This is a genomic window from Paraglaciecola sp. 25GB23A (assembly GCF_040012495.1).
Taxonomy (GTDB): domain Bacteria; phylum Pseudomonadota; class Gammaproteobacteria; order Enterobacterales; family Alteromonadaceae; genus Paraglaciecola.
The window spans coordinates 1-24441 of record NZ_JBDYKM010000037.1 but is presented as its reverse complement, the minus strand read 5'-3'; the positions used below and the strand labels follow the sequence as shown (position 1 = coordinate 24441).

Here is a 24441-nt window from a genome sequence, read left to right as displayed (position 1 = left end):
GTTTTATTATCGAGTTCGGGGACCGCCTCGAGAAACATCTTAAATAATGGCAGTTACACAGAATCTGTTACAGGCTCAAAACCTTACCAAAAATGCAATTACTTGTTAAAGAAGCTCTGAGTATTCAATCATCTGACAAGCCAATTAAGCAGGACTAAAAACAGTTTACTGTTTCGGTCCTCAACACCTAATGGCACAAAGAGTCTATTGAAAGAAACCCTTCGACTGTCCGCTTTTTCAGTAAGCCGGTCTCCACAGCTACCTAATCAATGATCCACTTTTTGCCCGCTGTGTAAAAACACCGATGACTAAATTCACCTTGCACTGCCGGGTGAAATGTAAGTTTGATTGTTTAGGAAACTTGGTCAGATTTTAATGGCTAGCACATATTCATATCATGGTTTGAAAAAGGTTTTTACACAGTCTGCGTTTAAAGTGACCTCTCAGAGTCTGAATAGGACAAGCTTATCATTCCAAGCTATCTGCCACTATAACCTAGGTTATTTCCGCTTTTACTGAGTTCGGGCTTAATGTTCATCCTTGAAAATATTACATTCCTCCCCACATCTAGCCTATCGTGCGCTTTTATTGATTTTTTGAGTGGAAAAAGCGTTTAGCCGACAACCTTTGTTGTCCAGAAAGTTTGAGGAAGTCTAATGACTACTATTGTATCAGTGCGCCGTAATAATCAGGTGGTCATTGCTGGAGATGGCCAAGTATCTCTCGGTAACACAGTAATGAAAGGTAATGCCAAGAAAGTACGCCGCCTATATCACAACAAAGTATTAGCCGGTTTTGCTGGTGGCACCGCGGATGCTTTCACTTTATTTGAACGTTTTGAAACAAAATTAGAGATGCATCAAGGCAACTTAACTCGTGCAGCTGTTGAGCTAGCAAAAGATTGGCGTACCGACCGAATGTTGCGCAAACTCGAAGCACTGTTGGTGGTGGCTGACGAAACAGCGTCTTTTATTATTACCGGTAATGGTGATGTGGTGCAGCCAGAGCAAGACCTAGTCGCCATAGGTTCAGGTGGAAATTATGCGCAAGCGGCCGCCACTGCCTTATTAAATAATACCGACTTGTCAGCCAAAGAAATTGCTGAGAAAAGTCTGACCATTGCGGGTGATATCTGCGTATTTACCAACCATCATCATACGGTTGAGTTACTCGAATACTAATTAGCGACTGCATGTTTGCAATCGGCAGTGCATTGCAAATCACTTAATTATGCTTACAGAATATAGGTTGAAATTATGTCAGAAATGACCCCAAGAGAAATAGTTCACGAATTAGATTGTCATATCATTGGCCAGAAAAATGCCAAGCGAGCGGTATCTATTGCCCTGCGTAATCGCTGGCGCAGAATGCAGTTGCCCTTAGAACTGCGTCAAGAAGTTACGCCTAAAAACATCCTAATGATTGGTCCAACAGGTGTGGGTAAAACTGAGATTGCGCGTCGTTTGGCCAAGTTAGCTAATGCACCATTTATCAAAGTTGAAGCGACTAAGTTCACGGAAGTAGGTTATGTCGGTAAGGAAGTCGATTCAATCATTCGTGATCTAGCTGATATCGCAGTTAAAATGACCAAAGAGCAGGCTACCATTCGCGTGAAATTTCGCGCTGAAGAAGCAGCAGAAGAACGCATTTTGGATGCATTATTACCCTCAGCTGAAAATTTTGGTGGTGATAAAGACCAAGAGCAAGGTAAAAATACCCGTCAGATCTTCCGTAAAAAACTTCGTGAAGGACTGCTGGATGATAAGGAAATAGAGATTGATGTGAATGCGCCGCAAATCGGCGTTGAAATCATGGCTCCTCCTGGTATGGAAGAAATGACTAACCAGTTGCAAGGCATGTTTCAGAATCTCAACTCTGGCTCTTCCAAGAAAAAGAAAACGTTAAAGATTAAAGATGCCTTTAAGTTACTAGTTGATGACGAAGCCGCTAAGTTGGTTAATCAGGAAGAACTCAAGCAAAGCGCGATTGAGTCACTGGAGCAAAATGGCATCGTTTTTATTGATGAAATAGATAAAATCTGTAAACGTGAAGGTGCTGGTAGTAGTGGCGGTGATGTATCGCGCGAAGGGGTGCAACGTGATTTGCTGCCCATGGTTGAAGGTTGCACGGTTTCGACTAAACACGGCATGGTAAAAACCGACCATATTTTGTTTATTGCCTCTGGTGCTTTTCAGATGTGCAAACCTTCAGATCTCATTCCAGAATTACAGGGGCGTTTGCCCATAAGGGTTGAATTGACCGCATTGACAGCCCATGATTTTGTCAGAATTTTAACTGAGCCAAATGCCTCTCTTACTGAACAATATGTTGCCCTGATGAAAACAGAAGGTGTTGATGTGACGTTTACCGAAGACGGTATTGAACGGATTGCGAACGCAGCTTGGACAGTCAATGAACGTACTGAAAATATAGGTGCTCGTCGTCTTCATACTGTGATGGAAAAACTGATGGAAGATATTTCTTACGATGCTTCTGAAAAAAATGGTGAGTCGCTAATTATCGACGCTAACTATGTTAACGATCACCTCGACAAACTAGTGGAAGATGAAGATCTAAGCCGCTTTATTTTGTAATAATTCTGATTATCTAAACAATCTCAATGCCACTCAATTGGAGTGGCATTTTGCTATTAATCGCCGATATAAAGTTTGGCATCAGTAACACCGATAATGGCGTTCATCGCTGCTAAATGTTTGTTACCTAAAATACCAATAAGGCTTCTTAAATCTTGGGCATTAATTGCATTCATTAGCGCTGTAAAATCAGTGGTAGAAAACTAATCTGATAGTTCACAACTACCAAGCATAATATGGCTACTATGGTTTTTTGTGAGAGGAATAATCACCATTTTTGTGAAGGCTAAAACGCTACAGCTGATTAAGTGGCTGATATAAAAAACTGAATTGTTAAAAAATCTTCTTTTATTTACTAATGGCTAACTCTGATACACCTAAGCGATATCATTTGCTTTTTCGACCATTTTCTATGTGTGTTGTTACGGTTTTTATAAATACAAGTCGGGCCGAGAGTTAGGTGAAGGCCACATGTAATATGGACTAAAGTACAATACAAAAGGTGCGCTAAAATAAGCCAAGCTTAACTTACTACTAGTTACACGCAAGGGCTTGCACACCGCGCTAAATAGTTCATAATGTTGACAAAGTTTAGTAAAGAGCCTCCTTCAATGTCCTTAGAAAACCAACATTCAAGCATGCACAATACTGCAAAGATTTATCCCAAGCTGGCCGGTGTTATTATGTTGCTGCAATTAGTATTAGCTCCGGCGGCTCATTCTGTTGAAGTGCTGAGTGCACAAGAATTAGCATCACACTGTGCACTTTTTAGCTCTGATCCTGAAGGCGCTGATGGCCAGTATTGTGTGCGTTATATTCAAGGCTTCATCGATGGAGCCATCGCAACCGATGCTCGTGTTATGCTCAATGCCGAAAATGTTATATCTGGCGATGAGACCTTCACTGAACGGGCAATGCGCACGCGTATGCCAGGCCGCGTTGACCGTTCTCGAGCAGAGAAACTAGCCGGCTTTTGCCTCGGTGACCCACTGCCACTGCGCGAAGTGGTCAACATTGTTGTTGCCGATTTGGCAGCAGATTTAAAAACTACAGCAAAGGATGAGCCCGCCATGGAAGTAGTTTACAAATCACTAATGAAAAACTATCCCTGCAAACAATGAAACGAGTCCTAACTAGACATGTGCTTCAGCGGGGCGAAGCACGACTTTCGTCTGTTTTGCTTTTGTTGCTTGTTCTCGCAATCTCTTGGCTATTGTGGTCAGGTTTATATAAACCCCTTGTTATTGGTTTAGGCGCATTCTCCTGTTTGCTAAGCGTTTATCTTGCGCATCGCATGGGATTTTTCCGCCATCATGACGCTTTATTGAGACTTTTGCCGCGCCTGCCAGGTTATTGGTTATGGCTGTTAAAAGAAATTATTATTTCAAGTATTGACGTGGCAAAGCTGATCTTAAAACCTTCCTTACCTATAAGCCCAACTGTAGTCGTGCTGCAATCCGAAGCCAAAACTGACGTGGGTCAGGTCATCCTCGGTAATTCTATTACTTTGTCCCCGGGCACCGTTACTTTAGATGTGCACGAGGGTAAAATTTTAATTCATTGCCTGACAGTTGAAAGTGCAAGGGAGTTACAAAAAGGTGAGGCCAATCGCCGAGCCGCTGCTCTGGAGCGCAAATGAGCATGTATATAGTCGTTTCTATCGCCATCTTGATAACCATGGTATTAGCCTTGGTGCGCGCATTGATGGGGCCAAGTGTCTACGACCGCGTATTGGCGGTTAACGTGTTCGGTACCAAGACAGTATTGTTGTTGTCTGTTATAGCATTTCTTTACGGTCGCCCTGATTTTCTTGATCTCGCGCTGGCCTACGCCTTGGTCAATATGGTCGGCATTCTTGCTGTACTCGAATATTTCCAAAATCGTGCCAGAAAAAACTCGAGGTCACAAGATGATTGATCTCGTATTGGATATTCTAAGCTGGATCCTACTTATCTTAGGCGGTGCTTGCGTGTTGATTGGCGGTATTGGTGGCTTACGGCTGCCAAACTTTTATGCCAGAATTCATGCCGCCAGCCTGACTGATACCATGGGAACTATTTTAATTTTTGTGGGTATGATGCTCCAAGCAGGTTTGTCATTAGCCACCTTGAAGCTATTCGCTATCATGTTATTCCTGTTGCTGACCGGCCCTACGGCTACTTATGCCTTGGCCAATACGGCCTTATTATCTGGTCTCAAACCTGACGCAGGAAGCGCTAGTGACGAACTCGAGGAGGACGAACCAAAATGATATTTGTTTTTGCAGTTTTCCTACTCACTTTGCTTGTCATTACCGCGATAGCCATAGTGCGTGCTAAAGACTTGTTCGTTGCGGTCATGCTGACATCGATATTTAGTTTACTTATGGCAGCAAACTTTTTTATTTTGGACGCTGCTGATGTAGCGCTAACCGAGGCCGCAGTAGGGGCTGGTGTGACAACGGTCATCTTTTTGTGTGCATTGTCGTTGACCGATGATAGAGAGAAGCCTCGAGAAGGAAGCCGCTGGATAGCTTTTAGTACAGTAGGCCTGCTCGCACTGCTGATCATTTACGCCACCTTTGATAAACCACGACTTGGTGACCCTGAAGCGCCGGTACATCAGCATGTGGCGCCCTGGTATTTAGAAAAAACCCCTGAATATATTGATATTCCCAATGTGGTTACCGCCATCCTGGGTAGCTTTCGTGGCTACGATACACTAGGCGAAGTCTTTGTTGTTTTTGCTGCTTGTATCGGCGTTTTATTTATTCTTGGGGTGAGCCCAGCAAGGAAAACCAAAGAAGTGCCCGAAAAAGATAGTGGCCTACGTCATCACTTGATACCCCAAGTAGTTGGCCGACTAGTGATACCGTTTATCGTGCTATTTGGTCTTTATGTGCAATTTCATGGCGAGTACGGCCCTGGTGGAGGTTTCCAAGCAGGCGCTATTATTGCCACCGGCGTCATTTTGTATGCACTACTCGAAGGTGAAGCTTCAGCTCTGCGTGCAATACCTCGGTCAGTGTTATTAGGCATGGTTGTTGGTGGTGCACTTTTGTACGGCGGCGTGGGCGTGGCTTGTATGTTGCTGGGCGGCTCTTTTCTAGATTACTCCGTGCTGGCTGCTGATCCAGTAGTTGGGCAACAATTAGGTATTTTAATTATTGAGGCCGGCGTTGGCATGGCAGTTTGTGGTGCACTGCTATCTATTTACCATGCATTTGCTGCCCGTGAGAGATTGTCATGAACCTTTTAGAACTGTTGGGCTATTTCAATTATTGGGTGTTCGCTATCATTTTGACGGTTGGACTGTATGCTGTAATTAATAAGAATAACTTGATCAAAAAATTGATTGGTTTATCTATCTTTCAATCAGCCGTTTTCCTGATGTATATCACGATGGACAAAGTGGAAGGCGGCACAGCTCCAATCATTCAAGAGGGGGTGGAAGGCCAGATATTTTCTAATCCTTTGCCTCAAGTCCTAATACTGACGGCCATTGTTGTAGGCGTGTCTACTTTAGCTTTGGGCTTGGCCCTCGTTGTACGTATCAATGAGTGTTATGGCACGATAGAAGAAAACGAAATTTTGGACGCCGACTGATATTATGGATTTATTAGCACACCTTCCTGCTTTGCAAGTGGTGGTGCCGATGTTATCGGCACCACTTATCGTATTGTTGCAGCCCCGTGGTTTAGCATGGGCAGGGGCGACCGCTTCCGCCTTAGTCAGCTTCGCCATCGCCGTCACACTGACCTTGGCTGTACTTGACGGACAAACCCTCGAGTATGCGATGGGGGGGTGGCCCGCACCTTTTGGTATTACACTCTCTGTTGATGCTTTAACCGCTTTGATGCTGCTTATAGTGACGGGTGCCAGTGCGATTGCCTTGTTAGCCGCAAAACCCAGCATTGACCAGCAGATTGAACTTGAGCGCCAGCCACTGTTTTATTCGGCTTGGATGTTAGCTATGTCTGGCTTAGTAGGGATTGTGGTCGCTGCCGATGCTTTTAATATCTTCGTGTTCATGGAAATATCATCACTGGCCAGTTATATATTGATTGCCGGTGGCCCTGATCGCCGGGCTTTACCTGCCGTGTTCAAATATTTAATGATGGGCACTATCGGCGCTACCTTTTACTTGATTGGCGTTGGGTTGATTTATATGATGACCGGGACCCTCAACATGGCGGATATGGAAGCACGTCTTGGTGACGTTACCGATATCAATCCGGTACTGGTTGCTGCTGGTTTTATCACCATCGGTTTAGCTCTGAAAGCTGCCGTATTTCCACTGCATGTTTGGGTACCAAATGCCTATACTCATGCGCCGCACATGGTTACCGTATTCCTTGCCGCGTGTGCGACTAAAGTAGCTCTGTATGTGCTGATCCGCTTTGATTACATGATATTTCAAGCTGCCCTTGTTGACCATCAAATGCAGTTTGCGTTGTTTGCGATGCCTTTGGCAATTTTAGGCATTCTGGTTGCGTCAGCAGTGGCGATGTTTGAGGGCAACCTAAAGCGATTACTTGCCTCGTCATCCATCGCACAAATTGGTTATATTTTACTTGGTGCAAGCTTTGTGAGTATTGCTGGTCTTAGTGCGAGTGCATCTCACTTGTTCAACCATGCTTTAGCAAAAGGTGGTTTGTTTCTCGCCGTTGCCTGTTTAGCCTATCAATATCGAGATTTGCGTTTAAGTCAACTGGGTGGCGCTTCTAAACGTATGCCTTGGACTTGTGCTGCCTTTGTGGTGTGTGGCTTAAGCCTTATTGGTGTACCTGGCACCGCTGGTTTCATTAGCAAATGGCTACTGATAAATGCCGCTTTGCAAAGTGGACCTTGGGGGTGGGCGCTAGTCGCAATTATTCTGGTTAGTTCTTTAATGGCGGTGGTTTACATCTGGCGTATCGTTGAGGCTTTATACTTTCAGCCACCCACAGAAGAAGGGGATGTGGTTGCTGAGGCTCCGCTTCAACTTCTTATCATTACCGGTCTTGTTGCCATTTTGAATATCTATTTTGGCTTATTTCCACAGGTGCCGTTGGAGCTTGCAAATAGTGCAGCATCGTTACTTTGGGAGGGTGCACAATGACAGCCGAAACCGCAATCTTGATGGCGATTATTGTCCCTTTATTCGGTGCATTAGCGATCGTTCTTGCTGGACGTATATCGCCAAACCTTCGTGAAGCAGCGACCGCGGTTACCTCCATATCGTTAATTTTTGTTGTCTGGGGATTGTTACCAACAATAATGGACGGTGGACGCCCTGCAATTGAAGTTAGCGAGTTAATGCCCGGCATCAGTATCGCATTTAAAGTCGAACCTCTGGGGATGTTATTTGCCGCATTAGCATCCGGTCTTTGGCTGATTAATTCGATATACTCAGTGGGATACATGCGTGGTAATAAAGAAAAGAACCAAACACGGTTTTTTGCTTGTTTCGCATTGGCCCTATCAGCCACCATGGGGGTCGCTTTTGCTGGTAACCTGTTTACGCTTTTCTTGTTCTATGAATTGCTAACCTTATCGACTTATCCTCTGGTCGCACACAAAGGTGACGCCGCTACTGTGCGCTCAGCTAGAATCTATTTGGGTGTACTACTTAGTACCTCTATTGGTTTATTTTTACCTGCGATTATATGGACCTATAGTCTAGCAGGAACGGGTGACTTCGTTGACGGCGGTATTCTTGCCGGAAAACTCAATGATCCAGAAATAGGTCTGCTTTTAGGGTTATTTGTATTTGGTATTGGTAAGGCTGCAGTGATGCCTATGCACAAATGGTTGCCAGCAGCCATGGTTGCACCTACCCCGGTGAGCGCGCTATTGCATGCGGTTGCTGTGGTGAAAGCGGGTGTATTTGCCATTACAAAAATTATTGTTTATGTGTTTGGAATTGATTTCCTGTTTGATGCACCAAGCTCACAGTGGTTATTATATGTTGCAGCCTTTACGATTATCGCTGCCAGTGTTGTGGCCTTGCGCCAAACCAACATAAAACGTCTGTTAGCCTATTCCACCATTGCCCAGTTATCTTATGTAATCATGGCCGCTGCTATTCTCAAGCCTTTGGCTGAAGTGGGTGCCTCGCTGCATATGGTTGCTCATGCCTTTGGTAAAATCACACTATTTTTTGCCGCTGGTGCGATATACGTTGCCTCGAAAAAAACGGAAGTTCAGCAATTGCGAGGTATTGGTCGACGAATGCCTTGGACTATGGCTGCTTTTACGATAGGTGCGCTAAGTATGATAGGCGTACCACCTACCGGTGGCTTTGTATCAAAGTGGTACATATTAGCTGGCGCTTTTGAAGCCAACAATCTTGTTGCTGTTTTCACCATCATTGCTAGTACTGTGCTAAATGCGGCGTACTTTTTACCGATTTTATACATGGCTTGGTTTGAACGAGAGCCTGCGGGTGGAAAAGAGCATGGTGAAGCCCCGTTTTTGGCTGTGTTAGCTTTATGTATAACCGCGATGTTAACACTCGCTTTCTTCTTGTTTAACGGCCCTGTCATTGAACTAGAAAGTCAGGTTTTAAGTGGAGTTAGCGAATGAATCAAGACCAAAAGCAACTACATTGGTTAGTCAGACCTTCTACAATTCGTAAGCTTTGGATTGGATTCAGTATTGTGCTTGCCTTGGTGGTTGTGGCGCAAACAGTGGTTTACATCAAAGGGTATTTTGGCTTCGATGCTTGGTTTGGTTTTGGTGCTGTTTACGGCTTTGTCAGTTGTTTAATCATGGTGTTAGTGGCTAAATTATTAGGTTTTGTATTGAAACGTCCTGAAAACTATTACGATCAACCCTTTGCTGGGCCTAGGAAAGAGACAGAAAGTGACAAAGTAAAGGAGGACGGTCATGGGGTTTGATGTTTTTCCACCTGCATTTGTCCTATTAATTGCTGCTGTGCTGATCGCTTTAACCAGAGGTCACGCAAGAGCCGCTGTTATTTTAATGGCTCCGCTACTTACTCTTTGGGCCATATGGCAAATACCTGATGGTGTGCAAAGCACAGTTAAGTTTATGTCATACAATATCGAACCTGTTGAAGGTAGTCCCTTAAGGCGACTGTTTGCCACTGTCTTTGCCATCATGGTTTTTGTGGGCGGTCTGTTCTCATTTCGAATAGCCAAGTGGTATGAACTTGCTGCCGCCTTTGCCTATGCCGCAGGGGCTATTGGTGTGTGTTTTGCTGGTGATCTGATTACTTTATTTTTGTATTGGGAAATGATGGCCATATTTTCTACCATCGTGGTTTGGTGTGGTGGAACGCCTGGTGCTCGGGCTGCAGGTATACGCTACGCCATAATGCACCTTTTTGGTGGTGTGATACTAAAAGTTGGTATAGAAGGCGTGGTTGTAGGAACCGGCTCAGTTCAAATTCAAGCGATGCTCGCAACTGATTTTAGTACCTGGATGATACTTATTGGCATTTTGATCAATGCTGCTGCCCCACCTGTGTCAGCCTGGTTGTCTGATGCTTATCCTGAATCAAGTCCCACAGGCTCGGTATTTTTATCCGCATTCACCACTAAAACCGCAGTATTAGCACTCATATTATTATTTCCAGGTGAACCAGTATTAATTGGTCTCGGTTTATTCATGGTGATGTACGGCATCATCTTTGCGCTTTTGGAAAACGATGTTCGGCGAATTCTTGCTTATTCAATTGTTAACCAAGTCGGCTTTATGGTTGTTGCGGTGGGTATTGGTACTGAAATGGCGCTTAATGGCGCAGCAGCACATGCTTTTGCTCATATCGTGTATAAGGCATTACTCTTTATGAGTGCCGGTGTAGTGATATATCGTACTGGTAAAAACAAGTGTATCGAGTTGGGCGGTTTGTTTCGCACAATGCCTATTACAGCTGTGTGCGGGATCATTGGTGCCTTATCGATTTCAAGTTTCCCACTCACTTCAGGCTTTACTACCAAAAGTATGATTTCTCAGGCTGCAGTTGATGGCAATCTGATGTGGGTTTATATGGCATTAACTGCGGCATCTGCAGGTGTATTTTTACACGCTGGTATAAAATTTCCGTGGTTTGTGTTTTTTCAACGTGACTCAGGACTAAGACCTAAAGATGCACCTTGGAATATGAGTCTTGCGATGATCCTGTTTGCTGGCCTATGTATTCTTTTAGGCGTATTCCCTGAATTGCTCTATGCCTTACTGCCTTACCCTGTTGAGTATGAACCGTATTCTATAGGTAAAGTCCTGTTTTATTTGCAGTTATTATTATTTTCTGGTTTAGCATTTTTTGTGCTGTTGCCTCTAATGAAGCGTACTATGACTATCAGCCTCGATACTGACTGGCTGTGGCGAAGTGCGGCTTTTTCAGTGCTTAAATTAGGTGAAAAGGTCTTAGGTTTTATAAGCGAGATAATGGCGCAACAGCGTAACCGTTTGCAGCAGTTTTTGCATCGTATGGCAGTGCGTTACTTGGGCCAACCACACACCGCAGATAGTAAAGAACATGGCATGTTTGCGCGCTCTTGGCCAATCGGAACTACTGCCTTGTGGATCGCGGGCTTACTTTCAGCCTATGTACTGCTTTACTACCTATAGTAATAATGCCAATTCACAGTGCTCAGTTATGTCTGTGGATTGGTGGTATCAACGGTTTAACCACAAAAGTGCCAACTTTAAGAAAGCTGATAAAAATCAACAAGCTGGTAACAACTAATTAACTAAGTGTGCTGCAAAAAGCGATTTTTTTCGCTAATCCCTCAGATAATCATGAATAGTGCAAATATTAACCAGTTTGACTCGACTTTTGGTGCGCCTTTATATATAGTGCGCGCCGTTTTGAACTAAGTTGTGTTGCACGGTAATTCCGGCATTTCAAATGTACCTTGGTTTGTTTTTGTCTATTTACTATCTGGAATACCGTTTTGATATCTACCGCAAACATCACCATGCAGTTTGGCGCTGAGCCTTTATTTGAAAATATCTCAGCTAAATTTGGTAATGGCAACCGCTATGGCCTGATCGGAGCTAACGGCTGCGGTAAATCCACCTTTATGAAAATCCTCACCGGTGACTTAGTCCCCTCATCAGGTAATGTCTCTGTTACTCCTGGACAAAAGCTCGGTAAATTAAGCCAAGACCAATTCGCCTTTGAAAAATATAGCGTGGTTGATACGGTTATCATGGGTGACATGGAGTTGTGGAAAGTCAAACAACAACGTGATGAGATTTACGCCAAACCAGAAATGACCGATGAAGATGGTATGTTGGTAGGTGATCTCGAAGCCCAATATGCTGAAATGGATGGCTACACGGCAGAAGCACGTGCCGGTGATATTCTGTTAGAAGCTGGGATTGAAGAAAGTTATCACTATGGTTTGATGTCACAAGTATCACCAGGCTGGAAAGTCAGAGTGTTATTGGCTCAAGCCCTATTTGCTAATCCAGATATCTTATTACTCGATGAACCAACCAATAACTTGGATATCTACACCATTAATTGGTTAGCTGAGGTGCTGAATAAACGTAAATCTACCATGGTCATTATTTCCCATGATAGACACTTCTTAAACTCAGTCTGCACCCATATGGCAGACATTGATTATGGTGAGTTGCGCATTTATCCAGGTAACTATGAAAAATATCAGGCTGCCTCTTCGCTTATCCAAGAGCAGTTGTTAACTGAAAACGCTAAAAAGAGCGAAGAAATAGAAGAATTAAAAGCCTTTGTTGCCCGTTTCTCAGCCAATGCGTCAAAAGCTAAATTGGCTACATCACGCGCCAAAAAAATGGACAAAATTAAACTTGATGAAGTGAAGAGTTCAAGTCGTCGTACACCGCGTTTGAACTTTAAACAACATCAAAAATTGCATCGCCAAGCATTGATCCTTGAAGAAGTCGGTTTTGGTTTTGAACAACCGCCCTTGTTTAGCGGCGCAAATATGATCCTCGAAGCGGGCGCAAAAGTCGCAATTATTGGTGAAAACGGTGTTGGCAAAACCAGTTTCTTGCGTTGTTTAATGAACGAGCTGCAAGCTGATGGCATGATTAAATGGTCTGAAAATGCGGCGCTAGGTTATTGTCCACAAGACAGTACTGCCGACTTCGATTGTGATCTTACTTTGTTTGATTGGATGTCACAGTGGCGCACTCCTAAATATAATGATTTGATGGTGCGGGCTTTGCTGGGTAGTTTGTTATTTAATGCCGATGATTTTAATAAAAAAGCCAAGGTTTGTTCAGGCGGTGAGAAAAACCGCTTATTGTTTGGCAAATTAATGATGGCAGACTTAAACGTATTGGTTATGGACGAACCAACTAACCACATGGATATGGAAGCGATTGAAGCGCTGAATAATGCTCTAAAACAGTTTGATGGTACCTTGATTTTTGTTAGCCATGACCGCGAGTTTGTATCTTCGTTAGCAACCCGTGTGATGGAAATAAAAGATCAGCAAGTGATTGATTTTCATGGTACTTATGAAGAGTACTTATCACACCAAGGCCTGCAAAAAGCAGTAGCTTAAGTTCTACCCCGCACCTTTTATTAAGCCGTCATTGTGACGGCTTTTTTAGTTCAGGGCATTAATTGAGTGCCCTAATTCACTATTGCCACTGACTTGATTTGGGCCCATACCGGCTTGCCTACTTCAAGTTTGAGATGACTGAGCGAGCGTTGCGTGATGCGCGCGATTAATCTGCACTGCCCTACCTGCAACTCAACTAAAACCATAGCAGGATCAGGATCGGTTTGTATTGCACTAATGGTCGCGGCCAAGCGATTGACGATGCTGCTATCATCATGGTTTTCAAGAGCGATACTGAGATCTTTGGCTAAGAGCCGCAGCCGCAGTATGTTACCAATCTTTTCACCACTATCACGTAAGCATAAAGTGCTTTGTTGACTGTTGGCCAAATTGACTTGAATAAGATGCCATTGCTCCTCACGTGCGACGACCTTTGCTTCTAATACAACCGATGTTTCATCCGCCATACCCTGTAACTGGGAAATATGCGGCAATACCTCCACAACCGGGCCATGCATCGCCACCTTACCTTGCTCAAGCACCACCACATAGTCAGCAAGGCGGGCCACTTCACTTATATCATGGCTAATATAAATAATTGGCACTTGAGTGCTTGCTTTGAGTTTTTCCAAATAGGGTAAAATCTCAAGTTTGCGGGCTAAATCTAGCGAGGCCAATGGTTCATCCATAAGAATGAGTTTGGTTTGCGTCATCAAAGTTCGAGCAAGCGCTACTCTTTGCTTCTCGCCCCCAGATAGTTGCGATGGTAGTTGCTTTAGCAGTTTGCCTAAACCCATGAGCTCAATTATTTCACTCTGGGTTTGTTGGTCAGTAGGTTTTGCGCGTTTAATGGCAAAGTGAAGATTGTCTTGCACCGTTAAGTGAGGCAGTAGACTCGCTTCTTGAAAGACATAGGCAAGTTGGCGTTTGTGGGTAGCAATTTGGGTAGTTTGATCTTGCCACACTTCGCCTTTGACTATCATTTCGCCATTTTGACTTTGTTGTAAACCAGCCATGCAGCGAAGTAGGGTGGTTTTGCCTGAGCCCGAGTGGCCAAACAAAGCAATAATGCCTTTGGCCGGTAGCGTAATATCTACATCTAAGTCAAAAACGTGTCGGTTGTCGCGGCTAAATTGCTGTTGAAAACGCGCATATATATATGATTCACTCATATAATTTACAGCCCAAAGCGCATATTAGCGCCTGCTTTTTTATATTGTGAATAATATAAAACCAGCAATACTATAAACGAAAATGCCAACATGCTACCTGCTAACCAATGAGCCTGTTGATATTGTAGGGCTTCAACGTGATCATAAATTTGAATAGAGACTACTCTTGTTTGGCCCGGAATATTGCCGCCGATCATTAATATCACCCCAAACTCACCCACCGTATGTGCAAACCCTAATACCGAAGCACTTATAAAACCGGGTTTACTGAGGGGGAGGACCACGTTAAAAAATCGATCAATAGGGCTAGCGCCCAGTGTGGCTGCTAGTTCAAGTGGGCGCTGACCGATAGCTTGCATGGCGTTTTGAATGGGCTGCACTACAAAGGGTAGGGAATAACACATTGAGGCAATCACTAGGCCCCAGAAAGTAAAGGGTAGTAGACCAATGCCCAACTGTTGAGTGAGTTGACCCATCCAACCATTGGGCCCCATCGCCAATAACAAATAAAATCCGAGTACAGTAGGCGGTAAAATTAAGGGTAGGGCAACAATAGCTGCCACAAGCCCTCGCAGTCTTGAACGACTGGTGGCTAACCACCAAGCAAGAGGCGTACTAATAACTAATAACAATAAGGTCACGGTGGTGGCTAATTTGACAGTTAAACCAATGGCTTGCCAGTCTTCAGTGGATAGACCAATCAATGTTCGGCCCCTTGCTGATAGCCAAAATTTTGCAAGATCGCTAGTGCCTCGGGGCTTTGCAAAAAAGCCATAAACTCAGAGGCAATGGCCTTATGTGCACTTCTGTTGAGTATCAGTGCATCCTGTTTGATCGGTGCATAAAGTGTAGTAGGCACAACCCAAGCTGAGCCTGAGGATAACTGCCCTTTATACATAATTTGTGATAGCGCTACAAAACCTAAGTCGGCATTTTGAGTGGCAACAAACTGATAAGTTTGACTGATATTTTCGCCTTGAACCCAGCGCTGTTGTGTCGCTACAAGCAAGCCCAACTGCGCTAATACATCCATGGCAGCTACACCATAAGGTGCTAACTTAGGATTGGCGAACGCTAACTTATTATACGTATTGCTGTGTAAAACTTGGCCTTGACTATCGACTAATTCTGGCTTAGCCGACCATAAAGCCAAACTACCATAGGCATAGGTAAAGCGGCTGGAGGCAACAGCTAATTGGCGATCTATCAATGCCTGGGGTTTAGCTTGGTCAGCAGAAAGAAATATATCGAAGGGCGCGCCATTAACGATCTGCGCATAAAGTTTGCCCGATGAGGCAAATGATACTTGCAGCGGCGTTTTATGCATTGCTTCATACTCAGTAACTAAGTGCTGCATGGCTAAATTAAAATTAGAGGCAACCGCCAAGGTCAGGGGCTCTGCCGCGTTAATAGGCTTTATCAACCATAAAAGAGATAGAAAAACGACAATGCGCAAGTGTAAGGCCTTATTTACCATGAGTGACTGAGTTAAAAATGCTATTGCTCTGGCCAACTGACCAGCAAAACCTTATATATAATCAATTACATAGCGGGTCAATGCCACACTTTGTTGTGGATTTTGGCATAATCTAACAATTTTGCCCTCATACTTTTGTGATTGGCGCTAATAGGAAAGACCATGCAACAACATGCAGCAAGTCCATTAACAGACTACATTGAATATTCTCCGGCCGATATGCTTGAGCGTTCGGAGCACTTTTACACTGAAATTAAACGTCGCCATAGCATTCGTCAGTTTAGCGAGCGGGCAGTGAGTCGTCAGGTGATAGAGAATTGTATCAGAGCAGCAGGCACTGCTCCTAACGGCGCCAACCATCAACCCTGGCATTTTGTAGCGATTCAATCACCCGAGGTGAAATTACAGATCCGCCAACAAGCCGAACAACATGAGCAAGGCTTTTATGCTGGACGAGCCGGTGAAGAATGGTTAGAGGCTTTAAAACCTTTAGGTACCGATGCAGACAAACCATTTTTGCAGCATGCGCCCTGGTTAATCGCTATTTTCAGTCAAAAAACCAGTGGTGTTGATACTACAAATAAACACAGTAATTATTATGTGCATGAGTCAGTAGGCATTGCCACAGGCTTTCTGATTAATGCCTTACATTATGCAGGTTTAGTGACATTGACTCACACCCCCAAGCCCATGAGTTTTTTGTCTAAAATATGTCAGCGGCCCGATAATGAGCGGCCATTTATGTTGCTAGTGGTGGGTTATCCGGCGGCAGATGCCTCAGTTCCTCAGCATGCTTTAACTAAAAAGCCTTTGCATGAGATCTTAACTGTGTTGTAAAAACTAATCTGTGCCGGAGATTAAATCAGGATAGATAAGCCGATATTGAATGATCAGTCGGTGGTATTCATCACTCAAACTAAATTGCTTAAAAGCATCATCAAACTCAGTCAAAAGAGTGGGATCTTTAAAAGCTGCAGAATACTGTGTGCTTGGGAAAAAACTATGAACATGAACATTGTCCATCTGATTTTCGCCCATTATTTGCTGGCTCAAGTAATTGAAAATATTAATATCCATTACCACAACATCAACACTGCCGTTAAGCAACATTTCGACTTGGCGTCGCTGATCGGGTAATTCTATATAGAGTACATTGGACTCGACGGCACTGGCGAATTGCTCGCCTAATATCTTACTGGCATTTTGAAAAGCGATAACACTTAGGGATTTCAAATCAGCTTGTTTGCTAATAAGAGCCGCATTTTCTCGAAGGCTAATGGCAACATTTTGGTAACTAATATAGGGTTTAGATAAAATTTCGCTGGGCACCCCGGATTTAGCAGCAAGGGTTAAACCAATATCCGCTTGTTCCCTTTTAAAGGTTTCGTAGGTACGACCATAAGGCACATAAAGAACTGAAACACTATGGTTCAGACTAGCCAATACTTGGCGCATTAGCTCAATTTCAAAACCGGAATTTTGACTAGCGATAACGTAAGGCGGCTTTTCCCAGCCAGCGACTAATATCAATTCTTTAGCGTGTGTATGACTAAATAAAAAACTAATGCCAATACTGCACAACACCAATAAACGGCAATTCACTTTAGACACTCTCAGCCAAGCCATAATAACTCAAATTTTCCTTGTAATAATTCATGCTCATAACTTGTTTAGTCAAAAGCATTACCCACTATTTTACCACTGAAAGTTATCTTGTTGGTTGTTGTTTGGCAAATTAAATTAAGCGTTCTGAACCTTAAACGCCTGCCATTTTTTATAGGTAAGAGAGCGCCATAACCACTCTAAAGGGCCAAAGCGGTAATGCTTTAACCACCAACTTGATAGCGGAATTTGCAGGACTATAATAGCCAGCACAATTAACATCTGTGGAGCTCGAGATATCTCACCGTATAGACCACCTGCATAGCCATAAAATAAAGTAGTTAGTATTAACGAATGCATTAGATAATTGGTTAGGGCCATACGGCCTAACGGTGCCAAATAAGACAGTAAGCGATGCCAACGCGGCGACATTAATAAACCCATAATTAAACCTAAATAACCTGAAGCCATAAAAAATTGGCCCATACCAAACAGAAAACCTCCGACTATCTGTAATAGACCAAGGTCTTTAACAGCTGGGTGATCACCTATCATCAATCCTGCCACCGTAGTAAACAAGCCCACTCCCAGCCCAATACGACGCATACTGCTAAACAACACTGTATGTTGCTTGTAGTCACGCATGATCCCGGCCGATATCAACCAGTAACCCAAGATGAAAATAGGTAATAACATACCAAAGGTAAATGCGGGCGTTATGAGCAAATGTTCGATAGATTTTTCAGCTCGGTATTGGGTGGCTTGCCAGTAATTACCATCTTTTAGCGCCGCCAGTTCTTTAGCTACCTCTTGTTTATTTTCTTGTTGTGTTTCAAAAATTTCTTGAGCCTTTTGTTCGGGACTCAACTCGGGCTCTTCTTCGGTGTTGGCATCAGTTAGGGTATCTTCTTCGGCTAACTCATATAAAACTTCATTAGGACTTGTTTGGCTGTTTTGTTCGTCTGCTTGATAGTCAGATAGAGCATCATTATGAGTTTGCTCGGCCAGAGAAACACTCGAATTAACTTCTGGTGTTGCAGCGACCAGTTCGGCTTGAGTCTCTAGTTGCTCTACTAAAGCCAGTATATGTTGGCGCTCTTGCCATTGTTCGCTTAGTTTTTGATTGTCATGGCTCAAACTAAAACCAATACCTACAAAAATACCAATAATTGGTGGTAATAACAGCCACCATAACCCCAACTTTAAAAAGACTTTGGGATGATTATATTTTTGCAAACGTTTAGTTCGAAATAGATAAATCAAAGCAAGTAACATTAAGCCAGCAAAGGCATAGTCATGCAGAATATCGCCTTCCCATAAAAAAACGAGATGTAAAACACCAAACACAAATAAAACCACCATACGGCGCACAAACCAAGCGCCAAAAGGTTTGCCTGCTTCAATGGCACTATTGAGCATAACTGCAAAACCCATCCCAAATAACAGGGCAAAAAGCTTATAAAACTTGCCTTCTACAAAACAACGGACTAACCAGCCTGTAACGTGATCTAAACCGGCTAGGGCAGAATTGGCTGAGCCTAATTCACTAATGGGGCGGTTAAACCACTCTATATTCATTATCAATATGCCAATTAAGGCAAACCCACGCAGGATGTCCATAGCGTCGATGCGCATGCTGGGTTTAATTGGGCTTAGTTCTTCTTGTGGTAGCTTATGCGGCTCTTCTTGAAGCGTTGAGCTAGTTAGGCTTTCTGACGTCATTAAATTCGTCCATGTTGAATGATACTTTTTTCTCAGAGTATGCTTAAAGAGCCATAATGTCGAATTTGATAAAGACACATCGCTGAGGGATATTTAGTTGTTTCGATTGATGAAATCTTCATAACAGAATAACGTAAGCCAAGATTTGCCTAAGTGTAGACATAATTGTTAACAGACGAGCAGAAAGCAAAGGATGCAATAGTGACATGCGAGCCGATAGTGATTTATAGTCAAACCAAAATAGTAGTTTGTTGCTAAAGTTTAAACGCGCCGTTTTGATTATGCTGTTAGCGGCTATTAAGCTTGTGAACCGAATAAAACCTTGCGCTCAATAACAGTCAATTAGCAGAGTTAGAGCCTCAGGATATTCAACAAATTACCTTGGTCGCTCGTTCGGATGGAGCAGATTTTGACCCAGTGATTCAAGTCCAAGCTATTATTCGTGTCCTTGAATCTATAACAATGGGCAGAAATAAACGAATTATGTGGTTAAGCGGGGGTGGTGATTACAATGAATTTTTAATTGTTAGTCCCGACGTCGCTAAAAAGTTAAACGCCTTGACGCTTAGTGTTGATTTAACCTTTACGTCGCTCTCAACGAGAGTATTAAGAATATTGAACCATGTTTGCCAAGAGCTGGAGGAAAAATGAAAATAACTATCGAAATTGAAGTCAATTCGTCAATAAGTAAAGTCTGGAATGCTTGGGTTACGCCATATGATATTACCTACTGGAATTTTGCCTCAGACGATTGGTGTTGTCCCGTCGCCCAAGTTGACTTGCAAGTCGGGCAAAAATTTAATTATCGTATGGAAGCCAAAGATGGCAGCATGGGCTTCGACTTTGAAGGCGAATTCACTCAAATAGAGCTGCATAATCTCATTATCTATAAGTTAGCCGATGAGCGAGAGGTAAGTGTTGAGTTTGTGCAAACAGATGATGGTGTAAAGGTCATAGAAAGCTTTGAGGCCGAAGACGAAAACTCGGCTGAATTGCAACGCCAAGGTTGGTTTAGCATTTTAACTAACTTTAAGAAATACGTTGAAAGTAGCACTAAACAACGCGGCGCATAAATGCTGTCTATAATGTCCACACCCTTAGTATTAGGGGCTTGAATTTATAATAAATAAGCAATTTTTTGCAGCAAAGTGTGTTTTTGTCTTTAGTAACTTGAGCCTCTTGGTCATAAAAACTAGGTTTGTGAAGAATGTGTATTTTTGATTCAAGCAGCAGACTTTATAAACGTATTACACTGGTATGATTACATTCTTAGCAGCAGCTCTGAACTTTACTCAAAAATGCGCAGCAGTGACTTGGAGCCTGACTAATATATTGATCATTTTATGACACAGGCTTTAAACACTTCAGTACTTAGCTTTGTCGATAGTTACAAAACTTAACAACTTAGTGAGGATGTTGAGCTCATAATCACTAGCTGGGTGTGTGCCTTTTGACTGTTGTCTGTTATTTTTACTTTGGCGATAGTGCTCCTCTTATTTATTTGGCCTTTATAGCAAAGATGCATAAAACAATTTCACTGTCACAATACGTTAAAAGGCGCACCGGAGTGCCGCTAGGTGGGTCAGGTTCGATGCGCAATATGCTCGAACGTTCTTTAGGTGCGGGTTCGTTTAATCTTTTTTGGTACTACTGGAATCCCATTTGGAGTTACTATTTATCACGCAATGTGATGCGGCCGCTGAGTCGACTTTTGCCCTTTTGGTTGGCGACTATAACAACCTTTGCAATAAGTGGTGGCCTACATGATTTAGCGGTGACTTTAGTTAAGTGGCGAATCACCTTCTTTTTTACTCCATGGTTTTTCATTATGGGATTGTTGGTTGTGGTGTCTAAGAGCATAAATATTGAGTATCGAGCGTATTCCTGGCCTGTTCGAGTATTGTGTAACCTAGCATTTATTGCTCTGAGTTTATGGATTACCCAAAACCTCTTGGCGCTATAGTGCAAAAGGGCTTGGTTTGTCTCATCGAGGCATTTTTTAGTTAAAAACCGCCCCAAGTTTTCTGTTTTAACCTACAATCACTTAACTCTGACTACTGCTGCAGACGAGTGCTGTTAAAACCATAACTCTTCCCCTTTGATGAGGCATGAAAATGAAAGTATTACCTTATTTTGTGCTGAGCTTAGTTCTAAGTGTTAACAGCCTTGTTGCTATGGAATTATCACCAGAAGTACAGGCAGAGGATGAAAAACACATCATTAAAAATGCCACAGAATTAGCTAATACGCTTGTTACAGATGATAGCAGTGAGTTGTTACTCACTAATATTCAACAAGAGCTTGCAAAACAACAAATAGAGCTATTGGATAAAAAGCAAACACGGCAAATTAATAGACCCTTAGAGATAGCAAACGGCTTGTTTAATTTTACGCCAATGCCACAGGACTTTATATTCTCGTGTGGCCTAATCAGCCTGCCAGAGCAAGCAGCAAAGGTCTTGTTTACCATGGAGTTGTTTAAGCAAACAGAAACATGGGTGCCCATAAATGGCTCATCTACAACCACATCCTATTGGCGCGTTTCTTTTTAAGCGCAGCCCTTTATTTTGTAGCATACTAAAAAAATCGAGAGTAGCTCATCATCACGCGAATACTGCTGTCACTGTCAGTAAGCGGGCTATCGGCGATTGTGTCGTCGTACCATGTGTTTTCGATTGAAAGCCGAGTCATGCCATCAAAAAATATCGGCGTGGCTACAGAGATCCCAATGGCTTTGTTGAGTGCACTTTGCCCTGTATATTGTGCTCGAGAAGGAGTAGCTTCACTAGCCTGCACACCATAATAATAGTCTATGTAATTGCTATCTTGGTATTTAACACTAGCGCTGGGCTCAATAAAAACCGGACCATAACGAAATACTTTACTGACACTGAACCCTGCTTCATAACCATCAGAGCGATTGAGCACATCATGTGATGCGGTGACTTCAAATTTTAGATCGCCCTGCTGATAGCTAGCGCCTAGGCCCAATGCGAGCGAAAAGTCACGATCTTCCATGCCAGCAAATACTGGACTGTCTGACTCATCATAGCCTTCAAACACCGGCACTAAACGGGCTGAAAATTCAAAGCCCGCCTCACGATAAAAATGGTAGTTCACAAAAGGGCCAAAAACGGTAAGGTTCTCGCTGCGATAACCAATTAAGGGCAGGGGTAAAACGCGAGTCTCAAAGTCTTTATAGATCCCTTGGTCAAGTGCGATGCCAATACCATATAACCAACCATATTGTTCAACTTGGCGGCGGTTTTGACCTTCATTGCCTTGGGCAGCAGCGTTAACACTTAATAGTAAGGCAGTTAATAGTGCAAAGCCTTGTTGTTTGTAAGCCATCTTGGGGTCCTTGGAGTGGGTATTCCTGTTCACCCGTTATTCGTAACATGATGAAACTTTGATGTAGCGTGATAATTTATCTAAAGTCACAAAAAATTACCACTGGGGAGGTAAATTAGATCATTATCACCAGCTGAGCTTTAATCCCTTGTCATTTAAAAGCGGCTAAGTGATAACATAGCACACAGACAATATTTAACGGCAAGCATAGCGGAAATATCATGAATTTAAGTGACAACATATTGAGCGACTGGTTACCGGTGATCCTAACTTTGTTGTTTTTTGGTGGTTTAACGTGGTTAAGCCAAGTGTTTATGTTCAATAAACTTAAACACACGGGCAATGAAAACATTTTTGTGCGCCAACTACTTATGTTGTTATTGATGTTAGTTGGCTTGATTAGTGTGGTGATATCCCTGCCATTATCAGAAAATTTAGAACTACAAATCCTCAGTCTTATTGGTCTTGTATTATCCGGTTTGTTGGCATTTTCATCTACTACTATCTTCGGGAATTTAGTGGCGGGCGGCATGATGCGATTTACTCAGCCTTTTCGTGCCGGTGACTTTATTAGTTTTGATGACACCTTTGGGCGTGTCACTGAATTGGGTTTATTTGATTGTGAAATACAAACCCAAACCCGTGAATTGGTGTCTGTACCTAACAGTCTGCTGATTAGCAAAGCGGTTAGTGTTATTCGTCGCTCAGGGACCATTGTTTCGGTTGAGCTATCACTGGGTTACGATTTACATCACAGCCGTATCGATGAGTTGCTTTTGCAAGCGGCTCAACAGAGTGGGCTTGAAGAGCCCTTTGTACATGTTACTCAATTAGGCGATTTTGCAGTTAGTTATAGAGTGAGCGGCTTGTTGGTCGAAGTAAAAAACCTACTGACCGCCCGCTCAAATCTGCACCGCAATGTATTGGATTGTTTGCATGACAACGACATTGAAATTATGTCGCCAAACTTTGTCAGTCAGCATGCGGGACCCGATGTCAAAAGGGTGATAGCCCATTCTCCTGCCTTTAAAAAAGTTGAAATTGAATCTAATGCCGAAGATGTAGTATTTGATAAAGCGGAGCAAGCCCAACAGGTTGCGATAGATAAAGTCGATATGCTGCAACAACTCGAAGCCCTCAAAGCCACACTTGCTAAAGCTCAAAAAGAACAGCAAGGTCCCATCGAAATTCAAATTGAGCAATTAAAACTCAAAATAAGTGAGTTAAAAGATGTGGTAGAAGTGCCGGAAGATAAATAAAAGATAGTAGCTTACATGATTGAGTCCTCACTCAATCTGATTGTTTGTAAACTGGGCGTTATACCCAATTAGGATCGCATGAGCATTAAATTAAAAATCTATCTGGGATTTCTTGTTGTTCTTGTCTCAGGCGCACTTACTATGACTGCTGGATATCCCCAAATTTACTCCCCCTATTCATTTACCGTCGTTATTCCGGTATTCATGCTTTATGCGCTAGCCTTACCAGGTCCATTATTGTTGTTATTAGCGTCTTTACCCAACGCACTTTTTTTCTTGCTGAGTACGCGTTCAAAAGCACACGAAAATTTAAAAATCAGTGGTTTACTTACAGGTATTAGTGCTTTGCTGGTTTCGTTATCAGTAATATTTTTGTTTGTCTCTTACGATTATGGCGTTCGATATCAGGGCTTACATCACACCCTATTTATGTATCTATTTAACGTTATTTTCATCTTTTCACTTATTGCGACATATATTGCAAATAATAGAAAACCAAGTATCAATAAATCTCTAGTATTTAGGGTGTTGCTCTTTTGCTGGCTTGGTTGGTGCGCGTTCCCATGGCTAGGCGAACTGATGTAGTGGCTATAACAAATTATGGCCGACGTGCAAACAGAGGAGCAGCGAGGTCAGAAGCGCTGAAATTTACAGAGAGAATTTAATCCCTGAATGACTATAAATGGCACTGAGACGATAGGCGGCTTTGAGCGAATTGGAGACAGTCGAAGCTTTGGATGGCTATTGCTGGTTTACTGAGAATCGGACATTCACCAGT

The 24441-nt window shown here is 43.0% G+C and carries 25 protein-coding genes; 19 read left to right on the top strand and 6 right to left on the bottom strand.

The features are described 5' to 3' along the window. The first annotated feature begins 656 nt into the window (after nucleotides 1-656). The 13 genes from hslV to ABKW31_RS21840 all read left to right on the top strand — a co-directional run bounded on the left by hslV (nucleotide 657) and on the right by ABKW31_RS21840 (nucleotide 13080). Nucleotides 657-1181 carry an ATP-dependent protease subunit HslV gene (gene hslV, locus ABKW31_RS21900; RefSeq protein WP_348618813.1) on the top strand — a complete coding sequence of 175 codons (525 nt, stop codon included), beginning with the start codon at nucleotides 657-659 and terminating at the stop codon, nucleotides 1179-1181. A 75-nt stretch (nucleotides 1182-1256) separates the two neighbouring features. Beyond that, nucleotides 1257-2594 (top strand): HslU--HslV peptidase ATPase subunit, encoded by a 1338-nt coding sequence (gene hslU / locus ABKW31_RS21895; RefSeq protein ID WP_348618812.1) that lies wholly within the window; start codon nucleotides 1257-1259, stop codon nucleotides 2592-2594. Nucleotides 2595-3172: 578 nt separating this feature from the next. Then, complete coding sequence (locus ABKW31_RS21890; RefSeq protein ID WP_348618811.1) at nucleotides 3173-3715, top strand: Rap1a/Tai family immunity protein; 543 nt, start codon at nucleotides 3173-3175, stop codon at nucleotides 3713-3715. After that, on the top strand, nucleotides 3712-4233 hold the full coding sequence (locus ABKW31_RS21885; protein WP_348618810.1) for a Na+/H+ antiporter subunit E: 522 nt from the start codon (nucleotides 3712-3714) through the stop codon (nucleotides 4231-4233). Before ABKW31_RS21890 ends, ABKW31_RS21885 begins: the two co-directional genes overlap by 4 nt. A gap of 2 nt (nucleotides 4234-4235) precedes the next feature. After that, nucleotides 4236-4511, top strand: coding sequence for a monovalent cation/H+ antiporter complex subunit F (locus ABKW31_RS21880; RefSeq protein WP_348618815.1), 276 nt, complete (start codon nucleotides 4236-4238; stop codon nucleotides 4509-4511). Then, nucleotides 4504-4845 (top strand): monovalent cation/H(+) antiporter subunit G, encoded by a 342-nt coding sequence (gene mnhG / locus ABKW31_RS21875; RefSeq protein WP_348618809.1) that lies wholly within the window; start codon nucleotides 4504-4506, stop codon nucleotides 4843-4845. Before ABKW31_RS21880 ends, mnhG begins: the two co-directional genes overlap by 8 nt. Continuing rightward, nucleotides 4842-5822: a DUF4040 domain-containing protein gene (locus tag ABKW31_RS21870; RefSeq protein WP_348618808.1), complete on the top strand. Its 981-nt coding sequence runs from the start codon at nucleotides 4842-4844 to the stop codon at nucleotides 5820-5822. Before mnhG ends, ABKW31_RS21870 begins: the two co-directional genes overlap by 4 nt. Further along, nucleotides 5819-6178: a cation:proton antiporter subunit C gene (locus tag ABKW31_RS21865; RefSeq protein WP_348618807.1), complete on the top strand. Its 360-nt coding sequence runs from the start codon at nucleotides 5819-5821 to the stop codon at nucleotides 6176-6178. Before ABKW31_RS21870 ends, ABKW31_RS21865 begins: the two co-directional genes overlap by 4 nt. Nucleotides 6179-6182: 4 nt before the next feature. Next, a complete protein-coding gene (locus ABKW31_RS21860) occupies nucleotides 6183-7673 on the top strand; it encodes a monovalent cation/H+ antiporter subunit D family protein (RefSeq protein WP_348618806.1) in 1491 nt (496 codons plus the stop codon). Continuing rightward, nucleotides 7670-9139 (top strand): monovalent cation/H+ antiporter subunit D family protein, encoded by a 1470-nt coding sequence (locus ABKW31_RS21855; protein WP_348618805.1) that lies wholly within the window; start codon nucleotides 7670-7672, stop codon nucleotides 9137-9139. Before ABKW31_RS21860 ends, ABKW31_RS21855 begins: the two co-directional genes overlap by 4 nt. Next, nucleotides 9136-9453, top strand: a complete 318-nt coding sequence (locus ABKW31_RS21850) for a hypothetical protein (protein WP_348618804.1) — start codon at nucleotides 9136-9138, stop codon at nucleotides 9451-9453. Before ABKW31_RS21855 ends, ABKW31_RS21850 begins: the two co-directional genes overlap by 4 nt. Next, complete coding sequence (locus tag ABKW31_RS21845; RefSeq protein ID WP_348618803.1) at nucleotides 9443-11152, top strand: Na(+)/H(+) antiporter subunit D; 1710 nt, start codon at nucleotides 9443-9445, stop codon at nucleotides 11150-11152. Before ABKW31_RS21850 ends, ABKW31_RS21845 begins: the two co-directional genes overlap by 11 nt. Nucleotides 11153-11478: 326 nt before the next feature. Beyond that, entirely contained in the window at nucleotides 11479-13080 is a 1602-nt protein-coding gene (locus ABKW31_RS21840; protein WP_348618802.1) for an ABC-F family ATPase, read from the top strand. A gap of 71 nt (nucleotides 13081-13151) precedes the next feature. Here the strand turns inward: ABKW31_RS21840 and modC are convergent, their stop codons facing one another. The 3 genes from modC to modA are packed head-to-tail and all read right to left on the bottom strand — an operon-like array spanning nucleotide 13152 to nucleotide 15708. Then, the gene (gene modC, locus ABKW31_RS21835; protein ID WP_348618801.1) at nucleotides 13152-14252 is read right to left on the bottom strand and encodes a molybdenum ABC transporter ATP-binding protein; all 1101 of its coding nucleotides are present in this window, start codon (nucleotides 14250-14252) and stop codon (nucleotides 13152-13154) included. 5 nt (nucleotides 14253-14257) lie between these two features. After that, nucleotides 14258-14953, bottom strand: a complete 696-nt coding sequence (gene modB, locus ABKW31_RS21830) for a molybdate ABC transporter permease subunit (protein WP_348618814.1) — start codon at nucleotides 14951-14953, stop codon at nucleotides 14258-14260. Further along, complete coding sequence (gene modA / locus ABKW31_RS21825; RefSeq protein ID WP_348618800.1) at nucleotides 14953-15708, bottom strand: molybdate ABC transporter substrate-binding protein; 756 nt, start codon at nucleotides 15706-15708, stop codon at nucleotides 14953-14955. The genes modB and modA overlap by 1 nt, the downstream gene beginning before the upstream one ends. A gap of 183 nt (nucleotides 15709-15891) precedes the next feature. Between modA and ABKW31_RS21820 the strand changes: the two genes are divergently transcribed. Beyond that, on the top strand, nucleotides 15892-16566 hold the full coding sequence (locus ABKW31_RS21820; RefSeq protein ID WP_348618799.1) for a nitroreductase family protein: 675 nt from the start codon (nucleotides 15892-15894) through the stop codon (nucleotides 16564-16566). 3 nt (nucleotides 16567-16569) lie between these two features. Here the strand turns inward: ABKW31_RS21820 and ABKW31_RS21815 are convergent, their stop codons facing one another. Together ABKW31_RS21815 and ABKW31_RS21810 are read right to left on the bottom strand one after the other, a co-directional pair. Continuing rightward, nucleotides 16570-17355, bottom strand: coding sequence for a transporter substrate-binding domain-containing protein (locus ABKW31_RS21815; protein ID WP_348618798.1), 786 nt, complete (start codon nucleotides 17353-17355; stop codon nucleotides 16570-16572). Between the two features lie 114 nt (nucleotides 17356-17469). Next, complete coding sequence (locus ABKW31_RS21810) at nucleotides 17470-19053, bottom strand: DUF418 domain-containing protein (RefSeq protein ID WP_348618797.1); 1584 nt, start codon at nucleotides 19051-19053, stop codon at nucleotides 17470-17472. Between the two features lie 647 nt (nucleotides 19054-19700). Here ABKW31_RS21810 and ABKW31_RS21805 point away from each other — a divergent pair. The 3 genes from ABKW31_RS21805 to ABKW31_RS21795 all read left to right on the top strand — a co-directional run bounded on the left by ABKW31_RS21805 (nucleotide 19701) and on the right by ABKW31_RS21795 (nucleotide 21605). Next, complete coding sequence (locus tag ABKW31_RS21805; RefSeq protein WP_348618796.1) at nucleotides 19701-20126, top strand: SRPBCC family protein; 426 nt, start codon at nucleotides 19701-19703, stop codon at nucleotides 20124-20126. A 446-nt stretch (nucleotides 20127-20572) separates the two neighbouring features. Next, complete coding sequence (locus ABKW31_RS21800; RefSeq protein WP_348618795.1) at nucleotides 20573-21016, top strand: acyltransferase; 444 nt, start codon at nucleotides 20573-20575, stop codon at nucleotides 21014-21016. Nucleotides 21017-21167: 151 nt separating this feature from the next. Then, complete coding sequence (locus ABKW31_RS21795; RefSeq protein ID WP_348618793.1) at nucleotides 21168-21605, top strand: hypothetical protein; 438 nt, start codon at nucleotides 21168-21170, stop codon at nucleotides 21603-21605. 25 nt (nucleotides 21606-21630) lie between these two features. On the opposite strand, the gene ABKW31_RS21790 is transcribed toward ABKW31_RS21795, so the two are convergent. Further along, on the bottom strand, nucleotides 21631-22404 hold the full coding sequence (locus ABKW31_RS21790) for a MipA/OmpV family protein (protein WP_348618792.1): 774 nt from the start codon (nucleotides 22402-22404) through the stop codon (nucleotides 21631-21633). 221 nt (nucleotides 22405-22625) lie between these two features. Between ABKW31_RS21790 and ABKW31_RS21785 the strand changes: the two genes are divergently transcribed. Together ABKW31_RS21785 and ABKW31_RS21780 are read left to right on the top strand one after the other, a co-directional pair. Next, nucleotides 22626-23663, top strand: a complete 1038-nt coding sequence (locus ABKW31_RS21785) for a mechanosensitive ion channel domain-containing protein (RefSeq protein WP_348618791.1) — start codon at nucleotides 22626-22628, stop codon at nucleotides 23661-23663. A 78-nt stretch (nucleotides 23664-23741) separates the two neighbouring features. Next, complete coding sequence (locus ABKW31_RS21780) at nucleotides 23742-24248, top strand: hypothetical protein (RefSeq protein ID WP_348618789.1); 507 nt, start codon at nucleotides 23742-23744, stop codon at nucleotides 24246-24248. Nucleotides 24249-24441: the final 193 nt, after the last annotated feature.

Excerpts from the sequence above, each read along its gene's own strand:
- hslV (WP_348618813.1), top strand. The coding sequence starts at position 657 with ATGACTACTATTGTATCAGTGCGCCGTAATAATCAGGTGGTCATTGCT.
- hslU (WP_348618812.1), top strand. The coding sequence starts at position 1,257 with ATGTCAGAAATGACCCCAAGAGAAATAGTTCACGAATTAGATTGTCAT.
- ABKW31_RS21890 (WP_348618811.1), top strand. The coding sequence starts at position 3,173 with ATGTTGACAAAGTTTAGTAAAGAGCCTCCTTCAATGTCCTTAGAAAAC.
- ABKW31_RS21885 (WP_348618810.1), top strand. The coding sequence starts at position 3,712 with ATGAAACGAGTCCTAACTAGACATGTGCTTCAGCGGGGCGAAGCACGA.
- ABKW31_RS21880 (WP_348618815.1), top strand. The coding sequence starts at position 4,236 with ATGTATATAGTCGTTTCTATCGCCATCTTGATAACCATGGTATTAGCC.
- mnhG (WP_348618809.1), top strand. The coding sequence starts at position 4,504 with ATGATTGATCTCGTATTGGATATTCTAAGCTGGATCCTACTTATCTTA.
- ABKW31_RS21870 (WP_348618808.1), top strand. The coding sequence starts at position 4,842 with ATGATATTTGTTTTTGCAGTTTTCCTACTCACTTTGCTTGTCATTACC.
- ABKW31_RS21865 (WP_348618807.1), top strand. The coding sequence starts at position 5,819 with ATGAACCTTTTAGAACTGTTGGGCTATTTCAATTATTGGGTGTTCGCT.
- ABKW31_RS21860 (WP_348618806.1), top strand. The coding sequence starts at position 6,183 with ATGGATTTATTAGCACACCTTCCTGCTTTGCAAGTGGTGGTGCCGATG.
- ABKW31_RS21855 (WP_348618805.1), top strand. The coding sequence starts at position 7,670 with ATGACAGCCGAAACCGCAATCTTGATGGCGATTATTGTCCCTTTATTC.
- ABKW31_RS21850 (WP_348618804.1), top strand. The coding sequence starts at position 9,136 with ATGAATCAAGACCAAAAGCAACTACATTGGTTAGTCAGACCTTCTACA.
- ABKW31_RS21845 (WP_348618803.1), top strand. The coding sequence starts at position 9,443 with ATGGGGTTTGATGTTTTTCCACCTGCATTTGTCCTATTAATTGCTGCT.
- modC (WP_348618801.1), bottom strand. The coding sequence starts at position 14,252 with ATGAGTGAATCATATATATATGCGCGTTTTCAACAGCAATTTAGCCGC.
- ABKW31_RS21820 (WP_348618799.1), top strand. The coding sequence starts at position 15,892 with ATGCAACAACATGCAGCAAGTCCATTAACAGACTACATTGAATATTCT.
- ABKW31_RS21815 (WP_348618798.1), bottom strand. The coding sequence starts at position 17,355 with ATGGCTTGGCTGAGAGTGTCTAAAGTGAATTGCCGTTTATTGGTGTTG.
- ABKW31_RS21810 (WP_348618797.1), bottom strand. The coding sequence starts at position 19,053 with ATGACGTCAGAAAGCCTAACTAGCTCAACGCTTCAAGAAGAGCCGCAT.
- ABKW31_RS21805 (WP_348618796.1), top strand. The coding sequence starts at position 19,701 with ATGAAAATAACTATCGAAATTGAAGTCAATTCGTCAATAAGTAAAGTC.
- ABKW31_RS21800 (WP_348618795.1), top strand. The coding sequence starts at position 20,573 with ATGCATAAAACAATTTCACTGTCACAATACGTTAAAAGGCGCACCGGA.
- ABKW31_RS21795 (WP_348618793.1), top strand. The coding sequence starts at position 21,168 with ATGAAAGTATTACCTTATTTTGTGCTGAGCTTAGTTCTAAGTGTTAAC.
- ABKW31_RS21790 (WP_348618792.1), bottom strand. The coding sequence starts at position 22,404 with ATGGCTTACAAACAACAAGGCTTTGCACTATTAACTGCCTTACTATTA.
- ABKW31_RS21785 (WP_348618791.1), top strand. The coding sequence starts at position 22,626 with ATGAATTTAAGTGACAACATATTGAGCGACTGGTTACCGGTGATCCTA.
- ABKW31_RS21780 (WP_348618789.1), top strand. The coding sequence starts at position 23,742 with ATGAGCATTAAATTAAAAATCTATCTGGGATTTCTTGTTGTTCTTGTC.